Genomic DNA, 23,659 nt, shown 5'->3' with positions numbered 1-23,659 from the left:
CAAGCACTGAGCCGGCGCGTCAAGCGCCGGCAATGCGGGGCGTGGGTTGTCCCAGTTGCGGGGCTGGTCCTCAGATGGACTTCGCGAGGCGCGGATCGAGCGAGTCGCGCAGGCCGTCACCGAGCATGTTCACTGCGAGAACGGTGAGGGAGAGGAACACCGCGGGGAACAGGATGATGTGCGGGCGGACCTGCCAGAGCGCCCTGCCCTCGGCCATGATGTTGCCCCAGGACGGCGTCGCCGGCGGCACGCCCGCGCCGATGAAGGACAGGATGGCTTCGACGATCATGGCGCTGGCGCAGATATAGGTCGCCTGGACGCTCATCGGCGCGAAGGTGTTCGGCAGGATGTGTCTGATGATGATGCGCGGCACGCGCGCCCCATTGGCCACCGCAGCCTCGACATAGGGCTGTTCGCGCAGCGACAGCACCACGCCGCGCACGAGGCGCGCCACGCGTGGAATCTCGGCGACGGTGATGGCGATGATGACGTTGCCGACTGAGCCCCGGGTCAGCGCCATCAGGGCGATGGCGAGCAGGATCGGCGGGATCGACATCATGCCGTCGATGACGCGCATGATGATGCCGTCGGTCCAGCGCACGAAGCCGGCGAAGAGGCCGATGGTGAGCCCGACGACCGACGACAGGATCGCCACGCTGAAGCCGACGAGCAGCGAGACACGCGCGCCATAGATCACGCGCGAATAGATGTCGCGCCCGAGCATGTCGGTGCCGAACCAGTAGAGTTCGGAGGGCATGCGCGTGCGCCGGCTCGGCGAGATGGCGGTCGGGTCGACCGTGCCGAGCAGCGGCGCGAAGATGCCGATGAGCGCCATCAGGACGAGCAGGCCGCCGCCGATCGCCACGGAAGGGTGCCGGCGCAGATAGCGACGAAAGCGGGCCGAGCGGCTGAGCGCAGCCTTGACCGGCTCAGCGGGAACAGCGACGGCCGGGGCCGGGATGGAGGATTGAGCGGTCAATAGCGGATCCTCGGGTCGACGAGGGTATAGGTCAGGTCGATCAGCAGGTTCACGAGCACGTAGACCAGGCTGAACATCAGCACGACGCCCTGGATGACCGGGTAGTCACGCCGCAGGATGGCATCGACGGTGAGCCGGCCGAGGCCGGGGATGGCGAAGACGCTCTCGGTGACGACGGCTCCGCCGATCAGCAGCGCGATGCCGATGCCGATGATGGTGACGATCGGCACCGCCGCATTCTTCAGCGAATGCAGGAAGAGCACGTCCTTCTGCGACACGCCCTTGGCCTGGGCGGTGCGGACATAGTCCTGCTGCAGCACCTCGAGCATGGTGGCGCGGGTGATGCGGGCGATCAGCGCGATGTAGACGAGGCCGAGGGTGATCGAGGGCAGGATGAGGTTCCGGAGCCAGGGCCATAAGCCCTGCGAAATCGGCGTGTAGCCCTGCACCGGCAGCCAATCGAGCTTCAGCGCGAAGAAATAGGCGAGCAGATAGCCGACGACGAAGACCGGCACGGAGAAGCCGAGTACGGCGAAACCCATCGCGGCCTTGTCGATCCAGCTGCCGGCCTTCCAGGCGGCGATGACGCCCATCGGAACGGCGATGACGACGGCGAAGATCAGCGTCAGCACCATCAGCGAGACGGTGGGCTCGATGCGCTGGGAAATGAGCTGCGTCACCGGCAGGTTGGTGAAGATCGAGGTGCCGAGGTCGCCCTGGATCACGCGGAAGGACCATTCGGCGAAGCGGACCAGATAGGGACGGTCCAACCCCAGGCTGGCGCGGATGCGCTCGACATCGGCTGGGGAAGCCTGGTCACCGGCGATGATGGCCGCGGGATCACCCGGCGCGATATAGAGCAGCGAAAAGACGAACAACGCCACGAAGGCCATCACGGGGATGGTCGTAATGATGCGTCTGACGACGAAAGCAAACATAAAGCCGTGGAACCTCGTTCACGCCGAACCTGGGAACCGCGGCCCGGTCTTCTTCCGGGTCGGGGCGAGGCGAAGTGTCGGAGCCCGGCCGGCCCCGAAAGGCGGAGCGGCCAGGCCGCCCCGCGAAGAGAGGTCAGGCCTTGGCGACGTCCCAGAAGAACGGCAGCGGGCCGCTGACGACGCCCGAGACGTTCTTCCGCCAGGCCTGATAGCCGAGGTAGAAGCCGGTCGGCGCGTAGACGACGTTCTCGACCGCCGCCTTGTTGAGCTTGGCCATCGCCGCCTTCTCGCCGGCCAAATCCTTGGCGTTGAACCAGTTGGTCACCTCGGTCTCGACCGCGGGCACGTCCGGCCAGCCGAACCAGGCCTTCTCGCCATTGGCGCGGATCGCGGTGTAGGCGGCCGGATTGATGCAGTCGGCGCCGGCATGCCAGGTATGGAACATGCTCCAGCCACCCTGCCCCGGCGGTGTCTTCTGGGCGCGGCGCGAACCGACCGTACCCCAGTCGGTGGCGACGAAATCGACATTCATGCCGATGCTCTTGAGCAGCTCGGCCGTGACGTCGCCCATCGACTTGGTGGCGGCCATGTCCTGCGCGACGATGCAGACGACCGGCTCGCCCTTGTAGCCGGACTCGGCGAGGAGCTTCTTGGCTTCGGCGACATTGCGCTTCTTCAGGATGTCGCCGCCCTCTTCCGTGTAGAGCGGCGTGCCGGGGGTGAAGAAGCCCGGCAGCGGCTTCCAGAGCTTGTCGTCGTCGCCGACGACGGCACGCATGTAGTCTTCCTGGTTCAGCGCTGTGAGGACCGCCTGACGCACCTTCACATTGTTGAAGGGCGGGAAGAGGTGGTTCATGCGGAAGGCGCCGATATTGCCGAGTGGATCGCCGATATCGACGTTGATGTCCTTGTGGGCCTTGAGCACCGGCACGAGGTCGGCGAGCGGCGTTTCCCACCAGTCGATCTCACCGTTCTGAAGCGCGGCGGCCGCCGTCGCCGCGTCCGGCATGATCACCCACTCGACCCGGTCGACAAGGATGTTCTTGCCACCGGCGAGCCAATCCGCCTTCTCGGAGCGCGGCTTGTAATCCGCGAACTTCTCGAACACCGCCTTGGCGCCGGGAACCCAGTCGCTGCGCAGGAACTTCATCGGCCCCGAGCCGACATATTCCGTGATCTGGGTGAACGGGTCGGTCTTGGCGATGCGCTCCGGCATGACGAAGGAACAGGGCGCGTTGTTCTTGGCGAGCGCCAGCAGCATCTTCGGGAAGGGCTGCTTCAGCGACCATTTCCAGGTCAGYTCGTCGACGGGCACAAGCTCCACCTGAATGGCGCGGATCATCAGGCCCATCGGATCGCGCGCCGACCAGCGCACCAGGCTCGCGACCACGTCCTTGGAGGTCACCGGTGTGCCGTCATGGAACTTCAGCCCGGAGCGCAGCTTGAAGGTCCAGGTCAGGCCGTCGGAGGAGACCTCCTCGGCCTCGACCATCTGGCGCTGCGGCTGGAACTTGGAATCGATGCCGTAGAGCGTGTCCCACACCAGCGCGGCGGCGTTGCGGACGACGTATTGCGTTCCCCATATCGGGTCGAAGTTCGCGAGATTGGCCTGCGGCACGAAGCGCAGGGTCTTGGTCGCGCCCTGTGCCAGCGCCGGCATCGCCAGCCCGCCCGTTGCCGCGGCCATGCCGGCGCCAGTCGCGGATTTCAGAAACGTCCTGCGATCCATCATGTTCTCCCCTGAAGCGGCGCCTCTGATCGGGCTGCCTTGCCGTAAGTCTGAGCAGAAAAATCCTGCCTGACAACACGCAGCGGCGCCCGATTAAGGCCGCCGAACGCGTGCACGGTTCGTGCCAGACGGAACTTCAGGGACCAGAGCCGGCATTTCCGGCTCCCGGAGCAGCGTTTCGGCTGTTTTTCAGGGATCGCGAAAAAATTCGCGATTAAATCGGTTTGATGGGCAGGTCGACGCGCGCGAACGGCCTGGCCTGCTCGAAGGCAGCGGCTGCCCGCAGCACGAGCGCGTCCTTCCCGAAGGCTCCGACGATCTGGAGCCCCGCCGGCAGCCCCGCCGCGGTCAGGCCGCAAGGCACCGACACCGCCGGCTGCTCGGTGATGTTGAAGGGGTAGGTGAAAGGCGTCCAGCGCGTCCAGTCCTCGCCATAGGCGCCATGCTCGGGCGTGTTGCGTCCGACAGCGAAGGCCGGCAGCGGCAATGTCGGCGTCAGCAGCAGGTCGTAACGCTGATGGAACTGCGCCATGCGGTGAGCCAACGCATTGCGCTGGTTCAGCAGCGCATCGACATAAGTCGAAGCCGGGATACGCTCACCGAACTCCGCGACGGCGACGAGGCCGGGGTCCATCTGTGCCCGCCCGACGGCATCGACACTGCGCAGCGCCAGAGCCGCCCCGGAGGCCCAGATCGTCATCAGCGTCTCAATCGGATCGGCGAAGCCGGGATCGACTTCCTCAACCGTCGCACCGAGTTCGGCAAAGACCTGTGCGGCAGCAGCCGTCAGCGCAGCGATCTCGGGATCGACGATGACATCCTGGCCGAGGCGGGGCGACCACGCCACGCGCAGGCCCCTGACGCCGCCCTTCAACCCGTCGACATAATCGGGCGGACGGTCCGTCAGCGCGGTCATGTCGCGCGCGTCGGGCTGGCCGATCACCTTCATCGCCAGCGCAGTGTCGGCCACCGTGCGGGTCAGCGGACCGAGATGCGCGAGGAAGCCCATGGTCGAGATCGGCCAGGCCGGAACGCGGCCATAGCTCGGCTTCAACCCGACGACGCCTGTGAAGGCGGCGGGGATGCGCACCGAGCCTGCCCCGTCCGTGCCGAGATGGATGCAGCCGAGATTGAGCGCGGCGCAGACCGCCGCGCCGGACGACGAGCCGCCGGGGCCCGTACCCGTGTTCCAGGGATTGCGGGTCATGCCGGAAAGCGGAGAATCGCCGACGCCCTTCCAGCCATATTCCGGCATGGTGGTCTTGCCGAGGAAGACCGTGCCGGCCTCGCGCAGCCGCGCCGTCGCGGGCGAATCCTCCGCGAAGGGCGCCTCGGAAGCCACCGCCGAGCCGCGTCGCATCGGCCAGCCGGCAACGCCGAGATTATCCTTGATGGTAACCGGCACGCCGTCGAGCGGGCCGATCGCCTCGCCCTTCAGCCAGCGCGCCTGAGAGGCTTCCGCCATTGCCAGCGTGATGGCCTCGTCGCGGACGACGAAGGCGTTGACCTGCGGCTCGAAGCGCTCGATGCGCGCCAGCGCATCCTTGGCGACGTCGACGGGCGAGAGTTGCTTGCTGGCGTAGAGCGGTCCGAGTTCGGCGGCGGAAAGCGAGGCGATCGTCGTCATCGAAGGTCCTTTTGCAGCCTCATCGAAAATTTGAGCCCTCATCCTGAGGAGCCGCGCCGGCGGCGTCTCGAAGGATGCTTCAGATGGTTCCAGAGCCTCGGGGAGCATCCTTCGAGACGGCCCTTCCGGGCCTTCTCAGGCTGAGGGCCCATTTTGTTCAAGCGCTTTCAGGCGTTGGCGACGCGCCAGGCTGTGCTGAGCAGAATATTGGCACCGGCGACCATATCCTCGTCGGTGCTGAATTCGGCCGGGTTGTGCGAGAGCCCGCCGATCGAGGGGATGAAGACCATCGCCGTCGGGCAGAGCCGCGCCATCATCTGCGCGTCATGGCCGGCGCCCGAGATCATCCGCCGGATCGGGAGGCCGAATTCGCCGGCACTGCGCTCGACCTCGGCAATCAGGTCCTCGGCGAAAGGCGTCGCCGGGAAACGCGCGAGGTCGCGGAAGGAAATCTCGATGCCGTCGCGTTCCGCGAGCTCGGCGCAGAAGCGGCGCACCGCCTCCTCCGCCTGGGCCAGCGGCGCGTCGAGCGGGTTGCGCAGATCGAGCGTCATGACGACCGTCTCGGGCACGACATTGACGTTGCCGGGCTGTACGCGAATGACTCCGGAATTGGCGAGCTGGTGCGGGATCGTCTTGGTCAGCTCATTGGCGAAGATATTGATGCGCGCAGCGGCGAGGCCTGGGTCCTTGCGATAGGCCATCGGCGTCGTGCCGGCATGGCTCGGTCGGCCCTTGAGGGTGAGTTCCAGCCAGCAGATCGCCTGAATGCCGGTGACGGCGCCAAGGCCGCCGCCTTCGTTCTCAAGGACCGGCCCCTGCTCGATATGGAGTTCGACATAGGCATGAGCCGGCAGGAAACCCGGCCGCTCGGCGCCTTCGTACCCGATGCGCCGCAGCTCGGCGCCGAGACCCACGCCCTCGGAATCGCCTTCCCTGTGGGCCGCCTCGACACTCATGCCGCCGGCCCAGACATAGGAGCCGAGCATGTCGGGATGAAAGCGCGCGCCCTCCTCGTTGGTGAAGGCGATCACGGCCATGTCGCGCTTCGGCGTCAGCCCGGCATCGCGCAAAGCCGCGAGAACCTCGACGCCGGCAACGACGCCGAGCGCCCCGTCGAAGCGTCCGCCGGTGCCGACCGTATCGATATGCGAGCCCATGATCACGGCCGGCCCATCCTGCTGGCCTTTCAGAATGCCGACGATATTGCCGATTGCATCGACGCGGACATCGAGGCCGAGCGCCTTCATCTGACCCACCAGCCAGTCGCGGCCCTGCCGGTCCTCATCGGTCAGGGCGAGCCGGCGGCAACCTCCCTCCGGCGTGGCACCGATCGTCGAGAGTTCCGCCAGGCGCGAGGTCAGCCTCGCGGCGTCGATCCTCAGATTGGTGCTCATCGGTTCAGGCCCTCCAGCAATCGGCGAGGCAAGATGCAGACCGCGGCTGAACTTGTCGACCCGCGTCCAGCGCATCGGCTCCGGGCGTGGTCAGCCATGGGTGTGGCTGTTTCGGCGCTGCAATCGGCGGTAGAAGCGGCGCCCCTGGGAAATCACCGCATGTTGCCTGCCGACGTCTCCAAACCGCTTCATCCCTGGCTCGCGGAAGCGCGCGCCATGCTCGCCCTGAGCTGGCCGATGGTGCTCACCAATGTCGCGCAGACGGCGATGACGGCCACGGACGTCGTGATGATGGGCCATCTCGGTCCACGGGCGCTGGCGGCCGGCGCGCTCGGCGGCAACCTCTACACCGCCTTCCTGATCTTCGGCATCGGCGTGATGAGCGCGGTGTCGCCGATGATCGCGATCGAACTCGGCCGCAACAAGCATGCGGTGCGCGATCTGCGCCGCACCGTCCGGCAGGGCTTCTGGGCCGCCGCGACCATGGTGGGGCCGATGTGGGTTGTCCTCTGGCAGGCCGAATTCATCCTCACGGCGATGGGCCAGGACCCCGCTTTGTCGAAGGCGGCGGCGTCCTACATCCACACGCTGCAATGGGGCCTGCTGCCCTTCTTCCTCTATCTGTGCCTGCGCGGCTTCGTTGCCGCTCTGCAGCGGCCGCGCTGGGCCTTCATCGTCGTGCTCTTCGCCGTCGCCTTCAACGCCTTCGCCAATTGGTGCCTGATGTTCGGACATCTCGGCTTCCCGGCGCTCGGCCTGCCGGGCTCGGGGCTGGCGACGGCGCTATCCTCGACGCTGATGTTCGCCGGCCTCGCGCTCGTCGTCTCGCTCGACCGGCACTTCCGCCGGTATCACCTGCTCGGCCGCTTCTGGGTGCCGGACTGGCCGCGCTACCGGACCTATTGGCGGATCGGCTTCCCGATCGGCCTGACGGTCGCCTTCGAGGTCATCATCTTCAACGGCGCCGCCTTCATGATGGGACTGCTCGGCGAAACCCCGCTCGCGGCGCATGCCATCGCGATCCAGATCGCCTCGCTGACCTTCATGGTGCCGCTCGGCATCGGGCAGGCGGGCACGGTCAGGGTCGGTCGCGCCTTCGGCGCCGGTGACGCCGAGGGCATCCGGCGCGCCGGCGCCATGGCGCTGATCCTCGCCCTGAGCTTCATGGCCTCGACCGCGCTCCTCATGGCGCTCGCGCCGCAATGGCTCGTCGCGCCCTTCCTCGACAGCTCGACCCCCGGAGCCGCCGAAGTCACCGGTCTCGCGATGATCTTCCTGTTCTACGCAGCGGTCTTCCAACTCGCCGACGGGGCTCAGGTCGTGGGCGCCTCGATCCTGCGCGGGCTCGGCGACACGCGCGTGCCCATGATCTTCGCCGGCATCGGCTACTGGGGTATCGGCCTTCCGCTTTCCGCCGCGCTCGGCTTCCTGACGCCCCTCGCGGGGCGCGGCATCTGGATAGGTCTGGTGGTCGGGCTCGCCGTCGTCTCAGCCATGATGCTTGCGCGATGGTGGAGCCGCGAGCGGCTGGGCCTGCTCAAATGGGGGCTGCGGCAGGCAGTCTAGCCGGCTCTGCAGGAAATCGGGCGGGCGCCCGCGCTGTTGCCGATCGGCAACAGAGTTGCACGGCCACAATTTGGTCACTTCCTGTTCACCCCGCGGCCATGACGGACGCCTTGAACGGAAGCCTGCAACGGCGCATGGAACCGCGGCGCCGTCCCACCGTTGACTTCCGCCCCGCACGTAACGCCGAGTTTGCCGTCGATGTCCCCCGCCCGCCCGTCTGCCTCTCCCCTCGCCCGCCCGACACGCCGCGCCTTCGCCGCCCTGACGCCGCTCTTCCTCGCCGCCTGCGTGGGCCAGCGCCAGCAGCCCTACGAGGTTGCTCCCAGGGGCCCGCAGGTCAGCCCCGAATACCTGTCGATGTATGGCGAGCGGCCGGACGAGCTGCACCCGCTGCCGGCAACGGACCTCACCGAGGTCGATCCGCGCTTCCTGCGCCGCATCGTCTCCTATCCGACCCGCGAGCAGCCCGGCACCATCGTCGTCGATACCGACAATCGTTTCCTCTATCTCGTCCAGGAGGGCGGCAAGGCGATCCGCTACGGCATCGGCGTCGGCAAGCAAGGCATGTCCTGGCGCGGCCGCGCAACCATCGCGCGCAAGGCGCAGTGGCCGCGCTGGACGCCCACCCCGGCGATGATCGCCCGCGAGCCGGAGCGCAACCGCCCCTGGGCGGCCGGCATGGCTGGCGGTCTCGAGAACCCGCTCGGCGCGCGCGCCCTCTATCTCTACCAGGGCAACCGCGACACGATGTATCGCATCCACGGCACGTCCGAGCCGTGGTCGATCGGCAAGTCCGTCTCCTCGGGCTGCATCCGCCTGTTCAACCAGGACATCATCGACCTCTATAGCCGCGTGCCGACCGGAACGTCGGTCCTGGTGCTCAACCGCGGCACGCTGCAGCCGGGCTCCGAGGTCGACGAGATGCCGCCGCCGGACGACGATCTCGATGGCAGCATCTGATCCGCGGCAGCTTGCCGCGGCCACGGCCTTGATACTGTCACAGGCCGGTCCCACCTCTTCAACGCGGCGCAACCGCGCCGCGTAACGAGAGGAGATGACGATGACGCCGCAAGAACGCGACGTGATCGCCGGGATTTTCGACCGCCTCAGGCAGGCGGCCAACCAGCCCCGCGACCCCGAGGCTGAAAACTTCATCGCAGAACGCCTGCGCGACCAGCCCTATGCGCCCTATGCCATGGCCCAGGCTGTCTATGTGCAGGAGCAGGCGCTCGCCAATCTGCACCAGCAGGTCGAAGCCCTGCAGGCGCAGCTGCGCGACGCCGAGAAGCGAGCGAGCGAGGCTGCGGCCCAACCGGCTGCCGGCGGCTTCCTGTCCGGCATCTTCGGTGGCGGCAACGTGCCGCGCACCGGGTCGGTACCATCCGTGACGCCGCGAGCCGATGCGCCGGCCCCCTCCGGCGCCTGGAACACGCAGCCGCAGGGCCAGCCTATGCAGGCCGCTCCGATGCAAGCCGCTCCACAGACCGCCGCGCCGATGCAGCCCGGCCCATGGAGCAATCAGCCGCAGCAGGCGCCCGGCCGCGGCGGCGGCTTTATGGCGAGCGCACTGAGCACGGCGGCGGGCGTCGCAGGCGGCGTCGTTCTCGGCAACGTCCTTGCCAACGCCTTCAGTGGCGCGGGCGGGGCTGCGAAGGCCGCAACCCCGGCGGCCGCAGCCGATACGAACGCCAATGCCGGCGCCAATACGCAGCAGGCGGCCTATGATCAGGGCGCCTCGGATCAGGCGGCCTATGATCGCGGCTCGTCCGACCAGGCGGCGCAGGATCGCTCGGATCACGGCCAGGGCTATGACGGCGAGGCCGACACCCAGCAGGCCAATTACAATGACGACGACGATCCCGGCTTCGATTCCGGCGACGACGACAGCTGGGTCTGACGTCAGAGTCTCCGCAACGCCCGCCCAAAAGGCGGGCGTTCTTTTTTGGGGCGAGCCCTTCCCTTTGTAATCCAGAGCTCGTAGATTGGAATTATTCTAATCTACGAGTCTCCCATGAAACGCGTCACCGATCTCAGCGAGGCCGAAATCCTCGCCCTCGCCATTTCGAACGAGGAGGAGGATGCCCGCATCTACCTCTCCTTCGCCCAGCGCCTGCGTGCCAACTATCCGCATTCGGCCGGGATGTTCGAGGAGATGGCGGCCGAGGAGCACGGCCACCGCCATAGTCTGCTTGCCCTTTATGAGAGCCGTTTCGGCAAGGAGCTGCCGCTCATCACACGACAGGACGTGAAGGGCTTCCTCAAGCGCAACCCGGTCTGGCTGCACGAAGACCTGCAGCTCGACGCGGCACGCCGGCATGCCGCCTTGATGGAGCTCGAAGCGAGCCGCTTCTATGCGAGCGCAGCCGAGCGCGCTGTGGACACCGGCACCCGGAAGCTTCTCGCCGACCTTGCCGAGGCGGAACGCGCACATGAGAGCCTCGCCGAGCGGCTCGGCGAAGAACTCAAGACCTCGGGCGCAGCGGATGAGGAAGAGGAGACGCGGAAGCGGCTGTTCGTGCTCCAGATCGTCCAGCCGGCACTCGCCGGGCTGATCGACGGCTCGGTCTCGACGCTGGCGCCGATTTTCGCCGCGGCTTTCGCGACGCATGATTCCTGGAACGCCTTCGTCGTCGGCCTCGCGGCCTCGATCGGCGCCGGCATCAGCATGGGCCTGACCGAGGCACTCTCCGACGACGGCGTGGTCACCGGGCGAGGCCACCCCTGGGTGCGCGGCGGCGCCTGCGGCATCGCGACGACGATCGGCGGGCTCGGGCACACCCTGCCCTATCTCATCCCCGATTTCTGGCTGGCGACCGCCATCGCCGGCGTGATCGTCGCCTGCGAGCTCGTGGTGATCGCCTGGGTGCGCTGGCGCTACATGGATACGCCGTTCGGCTCCGCCATCGTGCAGATCATCCTCGGCGGCCTGCTCGTGCTGGCCGTCGGCATCGCGATCGGCAGTTCCTAACTCAGATCACCAGGACCTTGGCGCCGACGCGGACGCGCTCATAGAGGTCCTGGACGTCGTCATTGGTCATGCGGATGCAGCCCGAAGAAACGGCCTGCCCGATCGTGTTCGGCTCGTTGGTGCCGTGGATGCGGTAAAGCGACGAGCCGAGATACATGGCGCGCGCACCCATCGGATTCTCCGGCCCGCCGGCCATGAAGCGCGGCAGATCGGGGCGGCGCTTGAGCATTTCCGCCGGCGGCGTCCAGCTCGGCCATTCCGCCTTGCGCGAGACCGTCTTCATCCCGGCCCAGGAGAAGCCGGGGCGGCCGACGCCGATGCCATAGCGCAGGGCACGGCCACCCGGCTGCACCAGGAAGAGGAAGCGCTGTGGCGTGTCGATGATGATGGTGCCGGGCTTGTGCGGCCCGTCATAAGCGACTTCCTGCTTACGGAAGCGCGGGTCGACGAGTTGCTGGATGCCCTGCTGCGGCTCGACAGGCTGACCGAGCGCCGCCACACGGCGACCGGCCTCCGGCTGGCGCGCGGCCTCGAAGGGATCGGCCTCGTAGCCGGGGGCAGATCGAACGTTCTGGCCGTAGGCGTACTGACCACCGGGACGGTTATAGACGGCACCGCCGCGGCCATAGGGCGTGGGGTCACGGCCCGTCATCAGCATCTCGATGAAGCCGCCGCCGTAATTCGCGCGGCCGTGCGCCGCTGCCATCGGATCACGGGGCGCGGCATAGCCATAGCCCTGCGCCATGGCTGCGCTGGTGGTGAGGGTGCCGGCAGCGACCAGCAACGGAAGGACAATCGTTCGACGCATGACGCAAGACTCTCGACATCGGCTGCCGAAAACCTGCGGAATGGCCTGAAAGGAATGGTGAATCGCGGAGTTCCAGCACGCGAATCACGCCGAAACCCAGCCAATTCGCGGAATTAACCTTAGCGGGGCATCAAGCCGCAGGGTGAAGGAAGTGTTGCAGCGCGGGTCAGCGCTTTAACCCTTTTCGGGCGAGCCAGCGCAGCTTCAGGCCACTGCGCCAGCGGCCGACATCGCAGGCGAGAATCGCCACCGCATAGGCCAACCCGCCAAGGCCGATCTGGAGCGGCAGCTCCGCCAGAGCCGGCAGGCGGTTCTGCAGCGGCCAGACCACGAGAACCATCACGGCAGCGGCGAGGACGACACAGCCGAGATCGCGCAGCGGCGGCCAGGACGGCAAGCTGCGCAAGGCCACGATTCCCGTCACTGCAAAGGCCGTCACGAAGGCGGCACTTTGCGAAATCGCGATCGTTCCCGGTCCGGAGGCGCCCGGTATTGCGAAGATCGCGGCGAGATTGACGGATAATCCGGCGAGGGCCGCGCAGGTGGCGACAAGGGTGCGCCTTGCCAGCAGGAAGACCGGGTAGATCGCCGCCTGGAACAGCGCGATGGCGGCGAAGCCGGGCAGCAGCAGGGCCATGTAGTAGGCGAAGTGACCTCGGAAGCTGGCCGGCACCACGAGGCGTTCGAAGGCCGGCAGCGTCAGCCAAAAGCCGAGCGCAACGGGCAGCACGACGGCAAGCACGCCCACCATGTTGCGCGCGATGCGCTTCTGGGCGGCAGGGCGGCCGCGCGTCTCGTCGAGGCGAATGACCTCACGCAGCAGCAGGATCTCCAGCATCGAGGCCAGCACCGGAAACAGCCTGAGGCCGATATCGGAGGCGAGCGAGAAATAGCCGGCTTCCGCGAGGCCGAAGCGCTCCGCCAGAATGGCGCGATTGAGCAGCGGGATCAGTGAATAGACGGCGTTTCCGGCCACCAGCGGGAGTGCGTAGCGGGCGAAGCTGCGGGCAAGATCGGCGCGTGCGGCGGCAAGAACCGGCCCCGCATCCGCCAGCCTGCGGCGCACTGCGAGCACCGAGACGATGGTGCTGGCCAGCCCTCCCAGCAGGACGGCCATCGGATCGCGGAGCCACCATGCCGCGCCGACCATCAGCGCGAGGGCAAAGCTGCTCCTGACGAGGACGAGCCGGGCATAGGCAGCGTCGAGGAAGCGCGAGCGGGCGATGGCACCGTGATAGTCGAACCAGCCGGCGCCGACGCCGCCGGCAACGGCCACGGCGAGCAGGGTCATCGGCAGGCCCGTGTCGATTCCGGCGAGCAGCGCCGCCGCCAGGAGCGCGCAAAGGGAAAGGCCGATGCCGGCGAAGAGCAGATCGAGCGTCGCGCGGATGCCGGGGTCGCTTTCGCAGCTCTGCGCCGAATAGAAGCGGACGACCGAGAGCTTCAGCCAGTCGAGCAGTGCCGTGTTGATGAGCACGACGATCGCGGCGCCGATGGCATAAAGGCCGAACGCCTCGGGCCCCAGGAACAGGGCGACGAGCAACCCGAGGACGAAGTTCAGCCCGGCATTGACGATGAAGGGCAGAAGAACGGTCATGTTGTCTCGGTCGCGGCGCCCGTGCGGCAAGGGTCTTTTGACACCGGCAAGCGCAGGAAACCTGCCATGGTCCCTAACAGCCTCTAGGCCATCGGATCGAAAAGTGGAATCGGGTTTCTCGGAACAATCCGATGCTCTAAGTCAATCGCCATGACTGCCTTGCTACCGCCGATCCGCGACGCCCGCGATTCTGATTCCGAACCGCTCGCCAGGCTCATCGCCGCGAGCTTCGCCGAATATCCGAATTGCCATTTCGAATGGTCCGAGTTTCCCGAACTGCGTCGCCCGGCCAGCCACTTCGCAGCCAAAGGCGGAAAACTCTGGATCGCGGATTCGCCCCATGGCGGCATCGCCGGCTCGCTCGGCGTCACGCCGCTGCCGGAGCAGAACGCAATCGAGATCACCAAGGTCTATGCCGATCCGGCCTTTCGCGGTTCGGGCCTGGCGCAGGCGCTCTTCGACGAGGCGCTGCGCTTCGCCGAGGCCGGCAGCTTCAGCGAGATGATGCTATGGTCCGACAGCCGCTTCGCGCGTGGCCACCGCTTCTACGAAAAGCTCGGTTTCGTGCGCTGGCCGGGCGAGCGCTATCTGGCTGACGTCTCCGCGAGCTGGGAATACCATTTCCGCAAGCCGCTTGCCGCGCCGCCGGCATGACCTTGTCCATCGCCCTGCGCGCTGCGCTCGGCATCGCCCTCCTCACCGCCATGGATGCGGTGATCAAGGGCCAGATGCAGCAGCATCCTTTCATCGTCGCGCTGTTCATGCGCTTCCTGATGGGCGGCCTCTGCGCGCTCGCCGTCCTCGCGCTCGCCCGCCCGGCCCGCCCGACCCGCGACAGCATCATCGGCAATGTCGCGCGCGTCCCGCTCGTCGTGCTGACGGCTGGCAGCTTCTTCTATTCGGTCTCGGTGCTGCCGCTCGCCGAAGCACTGACGCTGTCGTTCCTTGCCCCTGTCTTCGTCGCGGTGCTCGGCGGCCTGCTCCTCAAGGAGACGATCGACCGGCGCGTGCTGCAGGCGCTCGCCTTCGGCCTCGCCGGCATGCTGGTCATGGTCTGGCCGCGGTTGCAGGGCCATGTCAGCGGCGCCAGCCTCGGCGTCGCCACGGCGCTGTTCTCGGCGGTGAGCTACGCCTTCAACCTGATCCTGCTGCGGCGCATCGCGGTCCGGGAGCACCCCACGGTCATCGTCGCCTTCCAGAATATCGGGCCGGCGCTGTGCCTCGCCGTCCCGGCATTCCTCGCCTTCGTGCCGATGACATTGGCGGATCTCGCGATCTATCTCTTCGCCGGTGCGCTGGGCGTCGCGGGCCATCTCACGCTTACCTCGGCCTATGCCAAGGCTGCGGCGTCCCGGCTGGCGGCCATCGAATATACCGCCCTGATCTGGGCGAGCCTGCTCGGCTTCTTCCTCTTCGGCGAGGTGCCGCTCTACACGACCTATCTCGGAGCGCTCCTGATCGTGGCCGGCGCCGGCGCGGTCAGCCGGCGCTAGCTTTCGCCGGAAACACCATGCAGGTTTCGGTGCCGTGCGCGAGCAACTTGCCGCGCTCGTCGCGCAGATTGCCTTCCGTCGTGATGACGGAACCGCCACGATGGATCAGCCTGCCTTCGCAGCGCACCGTGCCGGAATCCGGCATCACCGGCCGGACATAGTTCAGCTTCATCTCGAGCGTGGTGTAACCCTCGCCCGGCTTGAGCGTGGAATGGGCGGCGCAGGCCATGGCGGAATCGAGGATCGTCGCGGTCCAGCCGCCATGGATCGTACCGAGCGGGTTGAAGAAGCGCGGGGACGGCCTGCCGACAAAGACGACCCGCCCTTCATCCGCCTCCACCAGATCGAAATCCATGGTCCCGGCGAAGGGCGGGGCCGGGTGCCTGCCGTCGATGATGCCGCGCAGGAAGCTCAGGCCATCGCCCGCGACCAGCACCTCGCGGGACACCACTCCGAACGTTCGATCCATGACCACCCCTCAATTCGTGTATCTGCACGATAGAGAAAGCACGTTGAATGCGTCAACAGAGCCAACGGGAATCGTGCGGAAGGAGCCTCGATATCTCAACGCGGATCGCGCGCGGCGCGGCGCAGCGCCTTCAGCCCGTCGCGGGTCTCGCGCCAGCGCTCCTCGCCGAAGCCGCCTTCGATCTTGTCCTGCGCCGACCGCCAGAAGGGGATGGCAGCCTCGATCGCCGCCCTGCCCTTCTGCGTCACCGCATAGACAGCGGCACGACCGCGGCAGTCGACCGGCTCGACCATGCCCTCGGCGGCAAGGAGCTGGAGATTGCGGGTCAGCGACGTCCGCTCCAGGGCAAAGCGCTCGGCCAGCTCGGTGATCGACTTCCAATGTCCGGTGCTCAGCGCCGAGAGCAGCACGAACTGGGTGATCTTCAACCCGCTCGGCCGCATTGCCTCGTCATAGGCACGGGTGACGGCGCGGGCCGTCATCCGGACATGCAGCGCCACGCAGGATCGGGCGATATCGTCGAGGCGCGGATCGGGCGCAGGCGGGGGAGGGAGTGTCGTCATTCAGCCATCTTAGCGTGTTCTAGCGCGTGCGGCAGCTGGAAGGCGAAGGGCTGCGGTGCCGCATCCGGCGACGTTCACTTTGTTGTCGCAGGCTTCCTTGACTCTCCGGGACCCCGAGCCTATCTCCCCGCCATCTGTTAGCACTCTCATTCGCTGACTGCTAACAGCCTCCCCCGGGTGTCCATCAGCGGCGCCCGAACCGAATAAGACCGAGAGGAAGACAGAACCATGAAGTTCCGTCCGTTGCATGACCGCGTCGTGGTCCGCCGCCTTGACAGCGAAGAGAAGACCAAGGGCGGCATCATCATCCCCGAGACCGCCAAGGAAAAGCCCCAGGAGGGCGAGGTCATCGCCGTCGGCTCCGGCGCGCGTGACGAGGCCGGCAAGCTCGTTGCCCTCGACGTCAAGAAGGGCGACCGCGTCCTGTTCGGCAAGTGGTCGGGCACCGAGGTCAAGATCGATGGTCAGGACCTCCTGATCATGAAGGAATCCGACATCATGGGCGTCGTCGGCTGATAGCCGCCTGACCGCTTTCTCAACTTTTCAATTTCAGTCCAAGGAGTAGCTCTCATGGCTGCCAAAGACGTCAAATTCGGCACTGAAGCCCGCGACAAGATGCTGCGCGGCGTGGATGTCCTCGCCAATGCCGTGAAGGTCACGCTGGGTCCGAAGGGCCGCAACGTCGTGATCGAGAAGTCGTTCGGCGCTCCGCGCATCACCAAGGACGGCGTCACCGTCGCCAAGGAGATCGAGCTTTCCGACAAGTTCGAGAACATGGGCGCCCAGATGGTCCGCGAAGTCGCTTCGCGCCAGAACGACCATGCCGGCGACGGCACCACCACCGCCACCGTTCTCGCCCAGGCGATCGTCCGTGAAGGCGCCAAGTCGGTTGCGGCCGGCATGAACCCGATGGACCTGAAGCGCGGCATCGACCTCGCTGTCGAGGCCATCGTCGCCGATCTCAAGAAGAACTCGAAGAAGGTCACCTCGAACGCGGAAGTCGCGCAGGTCGGCACCATCTCGGCCAACGGCGACTCGTCGGTCGGCGAGATGATCTCGAAGGCCATGCAGAAGGTCGGCAACGAGGGTGTCATCACCGTCGAGGAAGCCAAGACCGCCGAGACCGAGCTCGACGTCGTCGAGGGCATGCAGTTCGACCGTGGCTACCTCTCGCCGTACTTCATCACCAACTCCGAGAAGATGGTCGCCGAGCTCGACGACCCCTACATCCTCGTCTTCGAGAAGAAGCTGTCCTCGCTCCAGGCGATGCTGCCGATCCTCGAGGCCGTCGTTCAGACCGGCAAGCCGCTCCTCATCATCGCCGAGGACGTCGAGGGCGAGGCTCTGGCCACGCTCGTCGTCAACAAGCTCCGTGGCGGCCTGAAGGTCGCGGCCGTCAAGGCTCCGGGCTTCGGTGATCGCCGCAAGGCCATGCTCGAGGACATCTCGATCCTGACCGCCGGCCAGATGATCTCGGAAGACCTCGGCATCAAGCTCGAGACCGTGACGCTCAACATGCTCGGCCGCGCCAAGCGCGTGCGCATCGAGAAGGAGAACACCACGATCATCGACGGCGCCGGCAAGAAGAAGGACATCGAGGCTCGCGTCGGCCAGATCAAGGCCCAGATCGAGGAGACCTCCTCGGACTACGACCGTGAGAAGCTCCAGGAGCGTCTGGCCAAGCTCGCCGGCGGCGTCGCGGTCATCCGCGTCGGCGGCGCGACCGAGGTCGAGGTCAAGGAGAAGAAGGACCGCGTCGACGATGCTCTGAACGCGACCCGCGCTGCGGTCGAAGAAGGCATCCTTCCCGGCGGTGGCGTTGCGCTCCTGCGCGCCCTGTCCTCGGTCAAGGGCATCAAGACCCAGAACGACGACCAGAAGACCGGCGTCGAGATCGTCCGCAAGGCGATCGCCGCTCCGGCCCGCCAGATCGTCGACAACGCCGGCGATGACGGCGCGGTCGTGATCGGCAAGCTGCTCGAGTCGAAGGACTACTCCTACGGCTACAACGCCCAGACCGGCGAGTACGGCGATCTGGTCAAGGCTGGCATCATCGACCCGACCAAGGTCGTGCGCACGGCGATCCAGGACGCGGCTTCGATCGCGGGCCTGCTGATCACCACCGAGGCGATGGTCGCCGACCTGCCGAAGAAGGACGCCCCGATGCCCCCGATGGGCGGCGGCGGCATGGGCGGCATGGACTTCTGAGGAAGTCCAGGCGCTCAAGCGCTTTGACTGCCGAAACCGGGCACGCCCGGTTTCGGTGGCGGCATGGACTTCTGATCCACCGCTCCCGGCGAGACCACGGAAGGCCCGGCGCAAGCCGGGCCTTCTGCGTTTCACGGCGCCGTCATCCACCCGCCATCCAGCCGTCGCCTGATGCATGCACCCAACCGCGGTCAATTCATTCGCGTACCCTGGGAGGCATCATGCCGACACGCCGCTCAGTCCTCGCCGGCCTTGCCGCCACGACCGCCGTCCCTGCTTTCGCGCAGGCGCCGGACTGGCGACAGAGCATCAAGGAGGTGCGCTTCGGCGTCTCTTCCGCCGAGAACGAAGCGGGTGCCGTCGCCCGCACCCAGCCGATGGTCGACTACCTATCGCAGCGTCTCGGCGTGCCCGTGCGGTTCTTCCGAGTTTCGGACTATGCCGGTCTTGTCGAGGCGATGCGGGCCGATCAGGTCGACTTCGCCCGGTTCGGGCCCGCGGTCTACGCGCTCGGGCGCCGCGTGCTGGGCGACAAGCTCCAGCCGCTGCTCCGCGATGTCGATAACCACGGGCAGGAGGGGTACTATTCGGTGCTGCTGGTCCGCGCGGAGAGCCCCTACCAGAACCTTGCCGATCTCAAGGGCAAGGTCATGGCCTTCGCCGATCCGAACTCGACCTCCGGATACGCCTTCCCCGCCTATTTTCTGCGCAAGCAAGGTTTCGACCCGAAAGCTCATTTCAGCGGCACGGTCTTTTCCGGCGGGCACGACAACTCCGTATTGGCGCTGGTGCGGGGCCAGTTCGACGTCGTCGCGACCTATCAGGTCAATACCGAGTCCGGCGTCGCCCAGCGCCTCGCCCAACGCGGCATGATCCAGGCCGGCTCGACCCGCGTGCTCTGGACCTCGCCACTGATCCCCTCCAGCCCGTTTTCGACGCGCGCCAACCTGCCGCAGGGTCTCAAGGACGACTTCGTCGCCGCGATGAGCGCGATGAAAGAGGCCGCTCCGGACGTCTGGAAGACCTTCACCGACGGCCATGTCTCGCGCTATGCGCCCGCGCGCCATGAGGATTATCTTGACGTCATCGCCGTCACCGAAGAGCTGGAGGCTCAGCGCAAGGCGCGGAGCGGCTGAGGCCTTTCCGAGCCACCCGCAAGCTCCCCAAGCCCGCCATGGCATTGCCATGCGTTTGTCGCCGTGCCTGATGAAAATGCGGGCAGTGTCCCTCGGGTCGCCCCTGGCCTATACAGGCGACAAGCGATCCCCGGCGGGATCGCGCGCATAAATTGCATGTCGTAGGGAGATGCAGATGAAAAAGTCCCACTTCCTCTCCGGCGTCGCGCTGGCCGCTACGCTGTTCCTCTCGGCCCAGGCCGCCCAGGCCGACATCACGATCGGCCTCATCGCGCCGCTGACCGGCCCTGTCGCCGCCTATGGCGATCAGGTGAAGAACGGTGCCCAGACCGCCGTCGACGTCATCAACAAGAATGGTGGCGTGCTCGGCGAGAAGCTCGTGCTGAAGCTCGCCGACGATGCCGGCGATCCCAAGCAGGGCGTCTCATCCGCCAACCTCCTCGTCGGCGAGAAGGTCAAGTTCGTGGTGGGTCCGGTGACCTCGGGCGTCGCCATGGCGGTTTCCGACGTGCTCTCCGAAAGCGGCGTGCTGATGGTGACGCCGACCGCAACCTCGCCGGCCCTGACCACGCGCGGCCTGACCAATGTCTTCCGGACCTGTGGCCGTGACGACCAGCAGGCGGAGATCGCCGCCGCCTATGTCCTGAAGAACCTGAAGGACAAGAAGATCGCGATCGTCCACGACAAGGGCACTTACGGAAAGGGCCTCGCCGACGCCTTCCAGAAGGGCATCAATGCCGGCGGGCTCAAGGAAGTCGTCGCGCTGACCGTCAACCCCGGCGACAAGGATCTCTCGGCCGTCGTGACGCGCCTCAAGGCCGCCAATGTCGATCTGATCTATTTCGGTGGCTACCACCCCGAGGGTGGCCTGCTCTCGCGCCAGCTCGCCGATGCCGGCGTCAAGGCCACGATCATCGGCGGCGAGGGTCTCTCCAACACGGAGTTCGCGGCGATCGGCGGCGATCACGCCACGGGCACGCTCTTCACCAACGCCACCGACGCGCTGAAGAACCCGGACTCGGCCCAGGCGGTCGCCGCGCTGAAGGAGAAGGGCATTCCGCCGGAGGCCTTCACGCTCAACGCCTATGCCGCGGTCGAGGTGCTCAAGGCCGCCATCGAGAAGGCCGGCAAGCCGGGCGACGCAAGCGGCGCCGCCAAGGCCTTGCAGGCGGGCACGCCCGTCAAGACGGCCATCGGCACGCTGACCTACGGCAAGACCGGCGACCTGAGTTCGCCGAGCTTCTCGATGTACAAATGGGATGCCGGCAAGATCGTCGCCGCCCAGTGATGCTTGCAGCTAGCGGGCCGCTGTTCCGCTAGGTTTTGCCTTCCGCCCCGGGCGAGCCAAGCTCGTTCCGGGGCGTTTTGCTTGATGGCGCGGCGGCCTGTCTCAGCCTCGCCGCCGCCTCTCCACCAGATGACAATTTGCTCATTCGGGCGCATCGCCATTGAAAGGCCCCATCCGCTGCGACATGGTCCGAATCGTGGAGCCCACTGTTTCCCGCCAGGATCCCTGCCCATGCGTCTGTTGAGCATCCTCGTCGCCGTGTTGGCGGCTGTCACCCTGGTCGTCGGCCAGCAGGCCGGCTCGGCCGGGCTGATCGGCATGGGCGTCGTCGGCCTGCTTCTGGCAGCGGTAACCTTCCGCTCACCGACCCTTCCGTTCTTCCTGCGCATATTCTCTGGCGTCTTCGCGATCGAGTATGTGTTGTTCGGCGCGGCGGCGGTGCTGGCACAGATCGATTGGTGGCCCCCGGCGCTGCAGATTCCGCCGGTGCCGTCCAGCCTGCCGACCACCGTGGGCGTCTTCGCCATCCTGATCTACGCGATCTCCTTCGTGCCGGTGATCGCGCGCATCGCCCGGCTCGCCTCGCCCTATTTCGAATCTAATGAGATCACAACAGCCAATCTCTGGCCAATCGGGCCGTTCAGAATTCGACTCGGAGCCCTGGCTGTTTCGCTGCTCGTCTTGCTGATTGTGATAAACCAGGCGCAGGTCGGCGCATCGCTTCGCCTCTCCTTTTTCAATCGCGACATGTACGACGCATTGCAGAACAAGGACGCGGCGGCGTTCTGGTACCAGCTCTTCTACGTCTTCTGCGTCTGGGCCGGCTTGCTTGTTATTTCCAACCTGATCGAACTTTTCGCCAATTATACGATCCTGATCCGCTGGCGGCAGTTCATGGCGAACGAGTACACCCAGCGGTGGCTCGACCATGCCACTCATTACCGGATCGCGCTCGCCGGAAGCGTCGACAATCCCGACCAGCGCATCGCCGAAGACACCCGCGCCTTCGTCAACCAGACCTATAATTTCGCGCTGCCCCTGCTCTCGCAGGTTTCGACGCTGGTCTCGTTCTCGATCATCCTCTGGAACATCCCCGTCGCATTCACCCTGCCGGGAACCTCCTTCGCGGTGCCGGGCTATATCTTCTGGGTGGCGTTCTTCTATGCCGCGGCGGCCACCTGGTTGACCCACCTCATCGGCCGCCCGCTGATCCGGCTCGAATTCGAGCAGGAGAAGCGCGAGGCGAATTTCCGCTTTTCCCTGGCGCGCCTGCGCGAATATTCAGAGCAGATCGCGCTGATGGTCGGAGAGCCGACGGAGCGCGCACATCTAGCACAGCGCTTCCGCGATATCGTCGAGAACTTCTACCGACTAGTCTGGCGCCGGTTGAAGCTAAACAGCTTTACATGGTCCTATAATCAGCTCAGCGTCGTTCTGCCCTACATCATCCTTGCCCCCTACTACTTCGCGGGCACGATCACGCTTGGCATCATGATGCAGGTGGCCGGCGCCTTCGACCGGGTGCAGACCGCGCTCTCCTTCATCATCAACAGCTATTCCTCGATCGCTTCCTATCTCGCCTCGATCAACCGTCTGACCTCGTTCGAGACAGCGATCGCCGACGCGCAGCACGGCCCGATCAGCGAGGAAGCGCTCAGCCGCGAGACTTCGCGCGACAAGGGCCTGCACATCCGCAACGCGACGCTGCTGCTGCCGAACGGCAAGCCGATCGTGAAGCTCGGCGCGCTCGATTTCGGCAAGGCGCGCTCGACCCTGCTGATCGGCCCGTCCGGCTCGGGCAAGTCGACGCTGTTCCGCGCCATTGCCGGCATCTGGCCCTTCGGCGACGGCAAGGTCGGGATTCCGCCCGACGCGCAGATCATGCTGCTGCCGCAGCGCCCTTATCTGCCGCAAGGATCGCTGCGAGCCGCGCTGGCCTATCCCGCCAAGGAAGGCGCCTATGACGACGCCGCGATCCGCGCCGCAATGGAGAAGGTCAAGCTCGGCCATCTCGCCGACAAGCTCGACGAAATCGATCTCTGGGGGCAGCGGCTTTCGGGCGGTGAGCAGCAGCGGCTGGCCGTTGCGCGGGCGCTGCTGAGCAAGCCGGACTGGCTCTTTCTCGACGAGGCCACCGCCTCGCTCGACGAGAAGCTGGAGGGCGAGATCTACGCCACGATCGACCGGGAGCTCCCGCAGACCCGTATCGTCTCGATCGGCCACCGGACGACGCTGCGCTCCATGCACGACGTCATCGTCACCATGGAACCCAACGCGGACGACACCTTCACCCCCACACCGATGGAAAAAACGCCGGCTGCCTGAGGCAGCCGGCGCCGAAACATCCGGTCGAAGCTGAAGCGATCAGAGCGAGCGGCTGAGGGTCAACTCGCCGGCCGCGCCCTTGATGACGAGGCGGCCATTGACGATGTCCCAGTTGCGCGCTGCGCGCAGGGCGGTGAGGAAGGTGCGCTCGAACTCGAGCAGCCCCTTGTCGCAATCGCGCTTGGTGAGGGCGATCGGCCCCACCGCGATCCCCTGCTGGCGCAGAGGGTAGGCCGAGGCCGAAAAGGTGTTACAGCCGCCGAAACCGGTGCCGCGCAGGTTCTTGTCGATGATCAGCGTCGCCCGGCGATCATAGACGGGCTTGCCATTCAGCTGAACGACGCTCCAGCTCGCGCCGACCGGAAAGGTCTTCTCCTGCTGGGCCTGCGGAATCTCGGTCTGCCCGCCGAGCTCCGTGCGGGACGGCATCTGCTGGCGGCGCTGCGCCATGGCCTCGTCCGGCATCAGCATCGGCACGGCCAGGCCAGCAAGAACGGCCGCAAGGCCAAGGCGTCGGATCATGATCGTCTTACCTGCATTCACTCGCACGGCCGCGCGGCCGGCCGCC

General features: G+C 66.4%; 21 protein-coding genes. 11 read left to right on the top strand and 10 right to left on the bottom strand.

The genetic code is table 11. The annotated features are described in order from the left end of the window. Positions 1–70 precede the first annotated feature (70 nt). From AC1DE3_RS06630 to AC1DE3_RS06610, 5 genes are all read right to left on the bottom strand, one after another. Positions 71–979, bottom strand: coding sequence for an ABC transporter permease (locus AC1DE3_RS06630; protein ID WP_441511063.1), 909 nt, complete (start codon positions 977–979; stop codon positions 71–73). Continuing rightward, the gene (locus tag AC1DE3_RS06625; protein WP_441511062.1) at positions 976–1,917 is read right to left on the bottom strand and encodes an ABC transporter permease; all 942 of its coding nucleotides are present in this window, start codon (positions 1,915–1,917) and stop codon (positions 976–978) included. Before AC1DE3_RS06625 ends, AC1DE3_RS06630 begins: the two co-directional genes overlap by 4 nt. Before the next feature lie 133 nt (positions 1,918–2,050). After that, complete coding sequence (locus AC1DE3_RS06620) at positions 2,051–3,646, bottom strand: ABC transporter substrate-binding protein (RefSeq protein WP_441511061.1); 1,596 nt, start codon at positions 3,644–3,646, stop codon at positions 2,051–2,053. A gap of 214 nt (positions 3,647–3,860) precedes the next feature. Continuing rightward, entirely contained in the window at positions 3,861–5,273 is a 1,413-nt protein-coding gene (locus tag AC1DE3_RS06615) for an amidase (protein WP_441511060.1), read from the bottom strand. A gap of 167 nt (positions 5,274–5,440) precedes the next feature. Continuing rightward, entirely contained in the window at positions 5,441–6,670 is a 1,230-nt protein-coding gene (locus AC1DE3_RS06610; RefSeq protein ID WP_441511059.1) for a M20 family metallo-hydrolase, read from the bottom strand. A 159-nt stretch (positions 6,671–6,829) separates the two neighbouring features. Here AC1DE3_RS06610 and AC1DE3_RS06605 point away from each other — a divergent pair, with 159 nt between their 5' ends. The 4 genes from AC1DE3_RS06605 (at position 6,830) to mbfA (ending at position 11,204) form a co-directional block, all read left to right on the top strand. Then, on the top strand, positions 6,830–8,236 hold the full coding sequence (locus tag AC1DE3_RS06605) for an MATE family efflux transporter (protein ID WP_476779820.1): 1,407 nt from the start codon (positions 6,830–6,832) through the stop codon (positions 8,234–8,236). A gap of 198 nt (positions 8,237–8,434) precedes the next feature. After that, a complete protein-coding gene (locus AC1DE3_RS06600; RefSeq protein ID WP_441511057.1) occupies positions 8,435–9,196 on the top strand; it encodes a L,D-transpeptidase in 762 nt (253 codons plus the stop codon). Positions 9,197–9,296: 100 nt separating this feature from the next. Continuing rightward, positions 9,297–10,133, top strand: coding sequence for a DUF2076 domain-containing protein (locus AC1DE3_RS06595; RefSeq protein WP_441511056.1), 837 nt, complete (start codon positions 9,297–9,299; stop codon positions 10,131–10,133). A 114-nt stretch (positions 10,134–10,247) separates the two neighbouring features. Beyond that, positions 10,248–11,204 carry an iron exporter MbfA gene (mbfA, locus tag AC1DE3_RS06590; protein WP_441511055.1) on the top strand — a complete coding sequence of 319 codons (957 nt, stop codon included), beginning with the start codon at positions 10,248–10,250 and terminating at the stop codon, positions 11,202–11,204. A gap of 1 nt (position 11,205) precedes the next feature. Here the strand turns inward: mbfA and AC1DE3_RS06585 are convergent, their stop codons facing one another. Continuing rightward, positions 11,206–12,012 (bottom strand): L,D-transpeptidase, encoded by an 807-nt coding sequence (locus tag AC1DE3_RS06585; RefSeq protein WP_441511054.1) that lies wholly within the window; start codon positions 12,010–12,012, stop codon positions 11,206–11,208. A gap of 166 nt (positions 12,013–12,178) precedes the next feature. After that, positions 12,179–13,609: a lipopolysaccharide biosynthesis protein gene (locus AC1DE3_RS06580; RefSeq protein ID WP_476852274.1), complete on the bottom strand. Its 1,431-nt coding sequence runs from the start codon at positions 13,607–13,609 to the stop codon at positions 12,179–12,181. Positions 13,610–13,759: 150 nt separating this feature from the next. Between AC1DE3_RS06580 and AC1DE3_RS06575 the strand changes: the two genes are divergently transcribed. Together AC1DE3_RS06575 and AC1DE3_RS06570 are read left to right on the top strand one after the other, a co-directional pair. Continuing rightward, a complete protein-coding gene (locus AC1DE3_RS06575) occupies positions 13,760–14,263 on the top strand; it encodes a GNAT family N-acetyltransferase (protein ID WP_441511052.1) in 504 nt (167 codons plus the stop codon). Further along, positions 14,260–15,102 (top strand): DMT family transporter, encoded by an 843-nt coding sequence (locus AC1DE3_RS06570; RefSeq protein ID WP_441511051.1) that lies wholly within the window; start codon positions 14,260–14,262, stop codon positions 15,100–15,102. Before AC1DE3_RS06575 ends, AC1DE3_RS06570 begins: the two co-directional genes overlap by 4 nt. On the opposite strand, the gene AC1DE3_RS06565 is transcribed toward AC1DE3_RS06570, so the two are convergent. After that, positions 15,089–15,571, bottom strand: coding sequence for a PaaI family thioesterase (locus AC1DE3_RS06565; protein WP_441511050.1), 483 nt, complete (start codon positions 15,569–15,571; stop codon positions 15,089–15,091). The genes AC1DE3_RS06570 and AC1DE3_RS06565 overlap by 14 nt on opposite strands. A 95-nt stretch (positions 15,572–15,666) precedes the next feature. Further along, on the bottom strand, positions 15,667–16,134 hold the full coding sequence (locus AC1DE3_RS06560; protein WP_441511049.1) for a MarR family winged helix-turn-helix transcriptional regulator: 468 nt from the start codon (positions 16,132–16,134) through the stop codon (positions 15,667–15,669). A 228-nt stretch (positions 16,135–16,362) separates the two neighbouring features. Here AC1DE3_RS06560 and groES point away from each other — a divergent pair, with 228 nt between their 5' ends. The 5 genes from groES to AC1DE3_RS06535 all read left to right on the top strand — a co-directional run bounded on the left by groES (position 16,363) and on the right by AC1DE3_RS06535 (position 23,091). Then, a complete protein-coding gene (groES, locus tag AC1DE3_RS06555) occupies positions 16,363–16,650 on the top strand; it encodes a co-chaperone GroES (protein WP_047576256.1) in 288 nt (95 codons plus the stop codon). Positions 16,651–16,704: 54 nt separating this feature from the next. Next, positions 16,705–18,342, top strand: a complete 1,638-nt coding sequence (groL, locus tag AC1DE3_RS06550) for a chaperonin GroEL (protein ID WP_441511048.1) — start codon at positions 16,705–16,707, stop codon at positions 18,340–18,342. A 221-nt stretch (positions 18,343–18,563) separates the two neighbouring features. Then, complete coding sequence (gene phnD / locus AC1DE3_RS06545) at positions 18,564–19,478, top strand: phosphate/phosphite/phosphonate ABC transporter substrate-binding protein (RefSeq protein WP_441511047.1); 915 nt, start codon at positions 18,564–18,566, stop codon at positions 19,476–19,478. Between the two features lie 175 nt (positions 19,479–19,653). Continuing rightward, positions 19,654–20,766: a branched-chain amino acid ABC transporter substrate-binding protein gene (locus tag AC1DE3_RS06540; RefSeq protein ID WP_441511046.1), complete on the top strand. Its 1,113-nt coding sequence runs from the start codon at positions 19,654–19,656 to the stop codon at positions 20,764–20,766. A gap of 231 nt (positions 20,767–20,997) precedes the next feature. Further along, entirely contained in the window at positions 20,998–23,091 is a 2,094-nt protein-coding gene (locus AC1DE3_RS06535; protein WP_441511045.1) for an ABC transporter ATP-binding protein/permease, read from the top strand. Between the two features lie 39 nt (positions 23,092–23,130). Here AC1DE3_RS06535 and AC1DE3_RS06530 read toward each other — a convergent pair whose 3' ends face one another. Next, positions 23,131–23,613 carry an META domain-containing protein gene (locus tag AC1DE3_RS06530; protein ID WP_441511044.1) on the bottom strand — a complete coding sequence of 161 codons (483 nt, stop codon included), beginning with the start codon at positions 23,611–23,613 and terminating at the stop codon, positions 23,131–23,133. Positions 23,614–23,659: the final 46 nt, after the last annotated feature.

The sequence above is a fragment of the Allobosea sp. 10L417 genome (assembly GCF_056395485.1).
Note: the sequence above shows the minus strand (reverse complement) of the source record. Positions and strands in the feature narration are given on the sequence as shown.

Bases quoted from the DNA above. Each gene is read 5' to 3' on its own strand.
- AC1DE3_RS06540 (WP_441511046.1), top strand. From the start codon at position 19,654: ATGAAAAAGTCCCACTTCCTCTCCGGCGTCGCGCTGGCCGCTACGCTG.
- AC1DE3_RS06560 (WP_441511049.1), bottom strand. From the start codon at position 16,134: ATGACGACACTCCCTCCCCCGCCTGCGCCCGATCCGCGCCTCGACGAT.
- AC1DE3_RS06575 (WP_441511052.1), top strand. From the start codon at position 13,760: ATGACTGCCTTGCTACCGCCGATCCGCGACGCCCGCGATTCTGATTCC.
- AC1DE3_RS06570 (WP_441511051.1), top strand. From the start codon at position 14,260: ATGACCTTGTCCATCGCCCTGCGCGCTGCGCTCGGCATCGCCCTCCTC.
- AC1DE3_RS06610 (WP_441511059.1), bottom strand. From the start codon at position 6,670: ATGAGCACCAATCTGAGGATCGACGCCGCGAGGCTGACCTCGCGCCTG.
- AC1DE3_RS06625 (WP_441511062.1), bottom strand. From the start codon at position 1,917: ATGTTTGCTTTCGTCGTCAGACGCATCATTACGACCATCCCCGTGATG.
- AC1DE3_RS06595 (WP_441511056.1), top strand. From the start codon at position 9,297: ATGACGCCGCAAGAACGCGACGTGATCGCCGGGATTTTCGACCGCCTC.
- AC1DE3_RS06565 (WP_441511050.1), bottom strand. From the start codon at position 15,571: ATGGATCGAACGTTCGGAGTGGTGTCCCGCGAGGTGCTGGTCGCGGGC.
- AC1DE3_RS06615 (WP_441511060.1), bottom strand. From the start codon at position 5,273: ATGACGACGATCGCCTCGCTTTCCGCCGCCGAACTCGGACCGCTCTAC.
- groL (WP_441511048.1), top strand. From the start codon at position 16,705: ATGGCTGCCAAAGACGTCAAATTCGGCACTGAAGCCCGCGACAAGATG.
- groES (WP_047576256.1), top strand. From the start codon at position 16,363: ATGAAGTTCCGTCCGTTGCATGACCGCGTCGTGGTCCGCCGCCTTGAC.
- AC1DE3_RS06600 (WP_441511057.1), top strand. From the start codon at position 8,435: ATGTCCCCCGCCCGCCCGTCTGCCTCTCCCCTCGCCCGCCCGACACGC.
- AC1DE3_RS06585 (WP_441511054.1), bottom strand. From the start codon at position 12,012: ATGCGTCGAACGATTGTCCTTCCGTTGCTGGTCGCTGCCGGCACCCTC.
- AC1DE3_RS06535 (WP_441511045.1), top strand. From the start codon at position 20,998: ATGCGTCTGTTGAGCATCCTCGTCGCCGTGTTGGCGGCTGTCACCCTG.
- AC1DE3_RS06530 (WP_441511044.1), bottom strand. From the start codon at position 23,613: ATGATCCGACGCCTTGGCCTTGCGGCCGTTCTTGCTGGCCTGGCCGTG.
- phnD (WP_441511047.1), top strand. From the start codon at position 18,564: ATGCCGACACGCCGCTCAGTCCTCGCCGGCCTTGCCGCCACGACCGCC.
- AC1DE3_RS06580 (WP_476852274.1), bottom strand. From the start codon at position 13,609: ATGACCGTTCTTCTGCCCTTCATCGTCAATGCCGGGCTGAACTTCGTC.
- AC1DE3_RS06605 (WP_476779820.1), top strand. From the start codon at position 6,830: ATGTTGCCTGCCGACGTCTCCAAACCGCTTCATCCCTGGCTCGCGGAA.
- mbfA (WP_441511055.1), top strand. From the start codon at position 10,248: ATGAAACGCGTCACCGATCTCAGCGAGGCCGAAATCCTCGCCCTCGCC.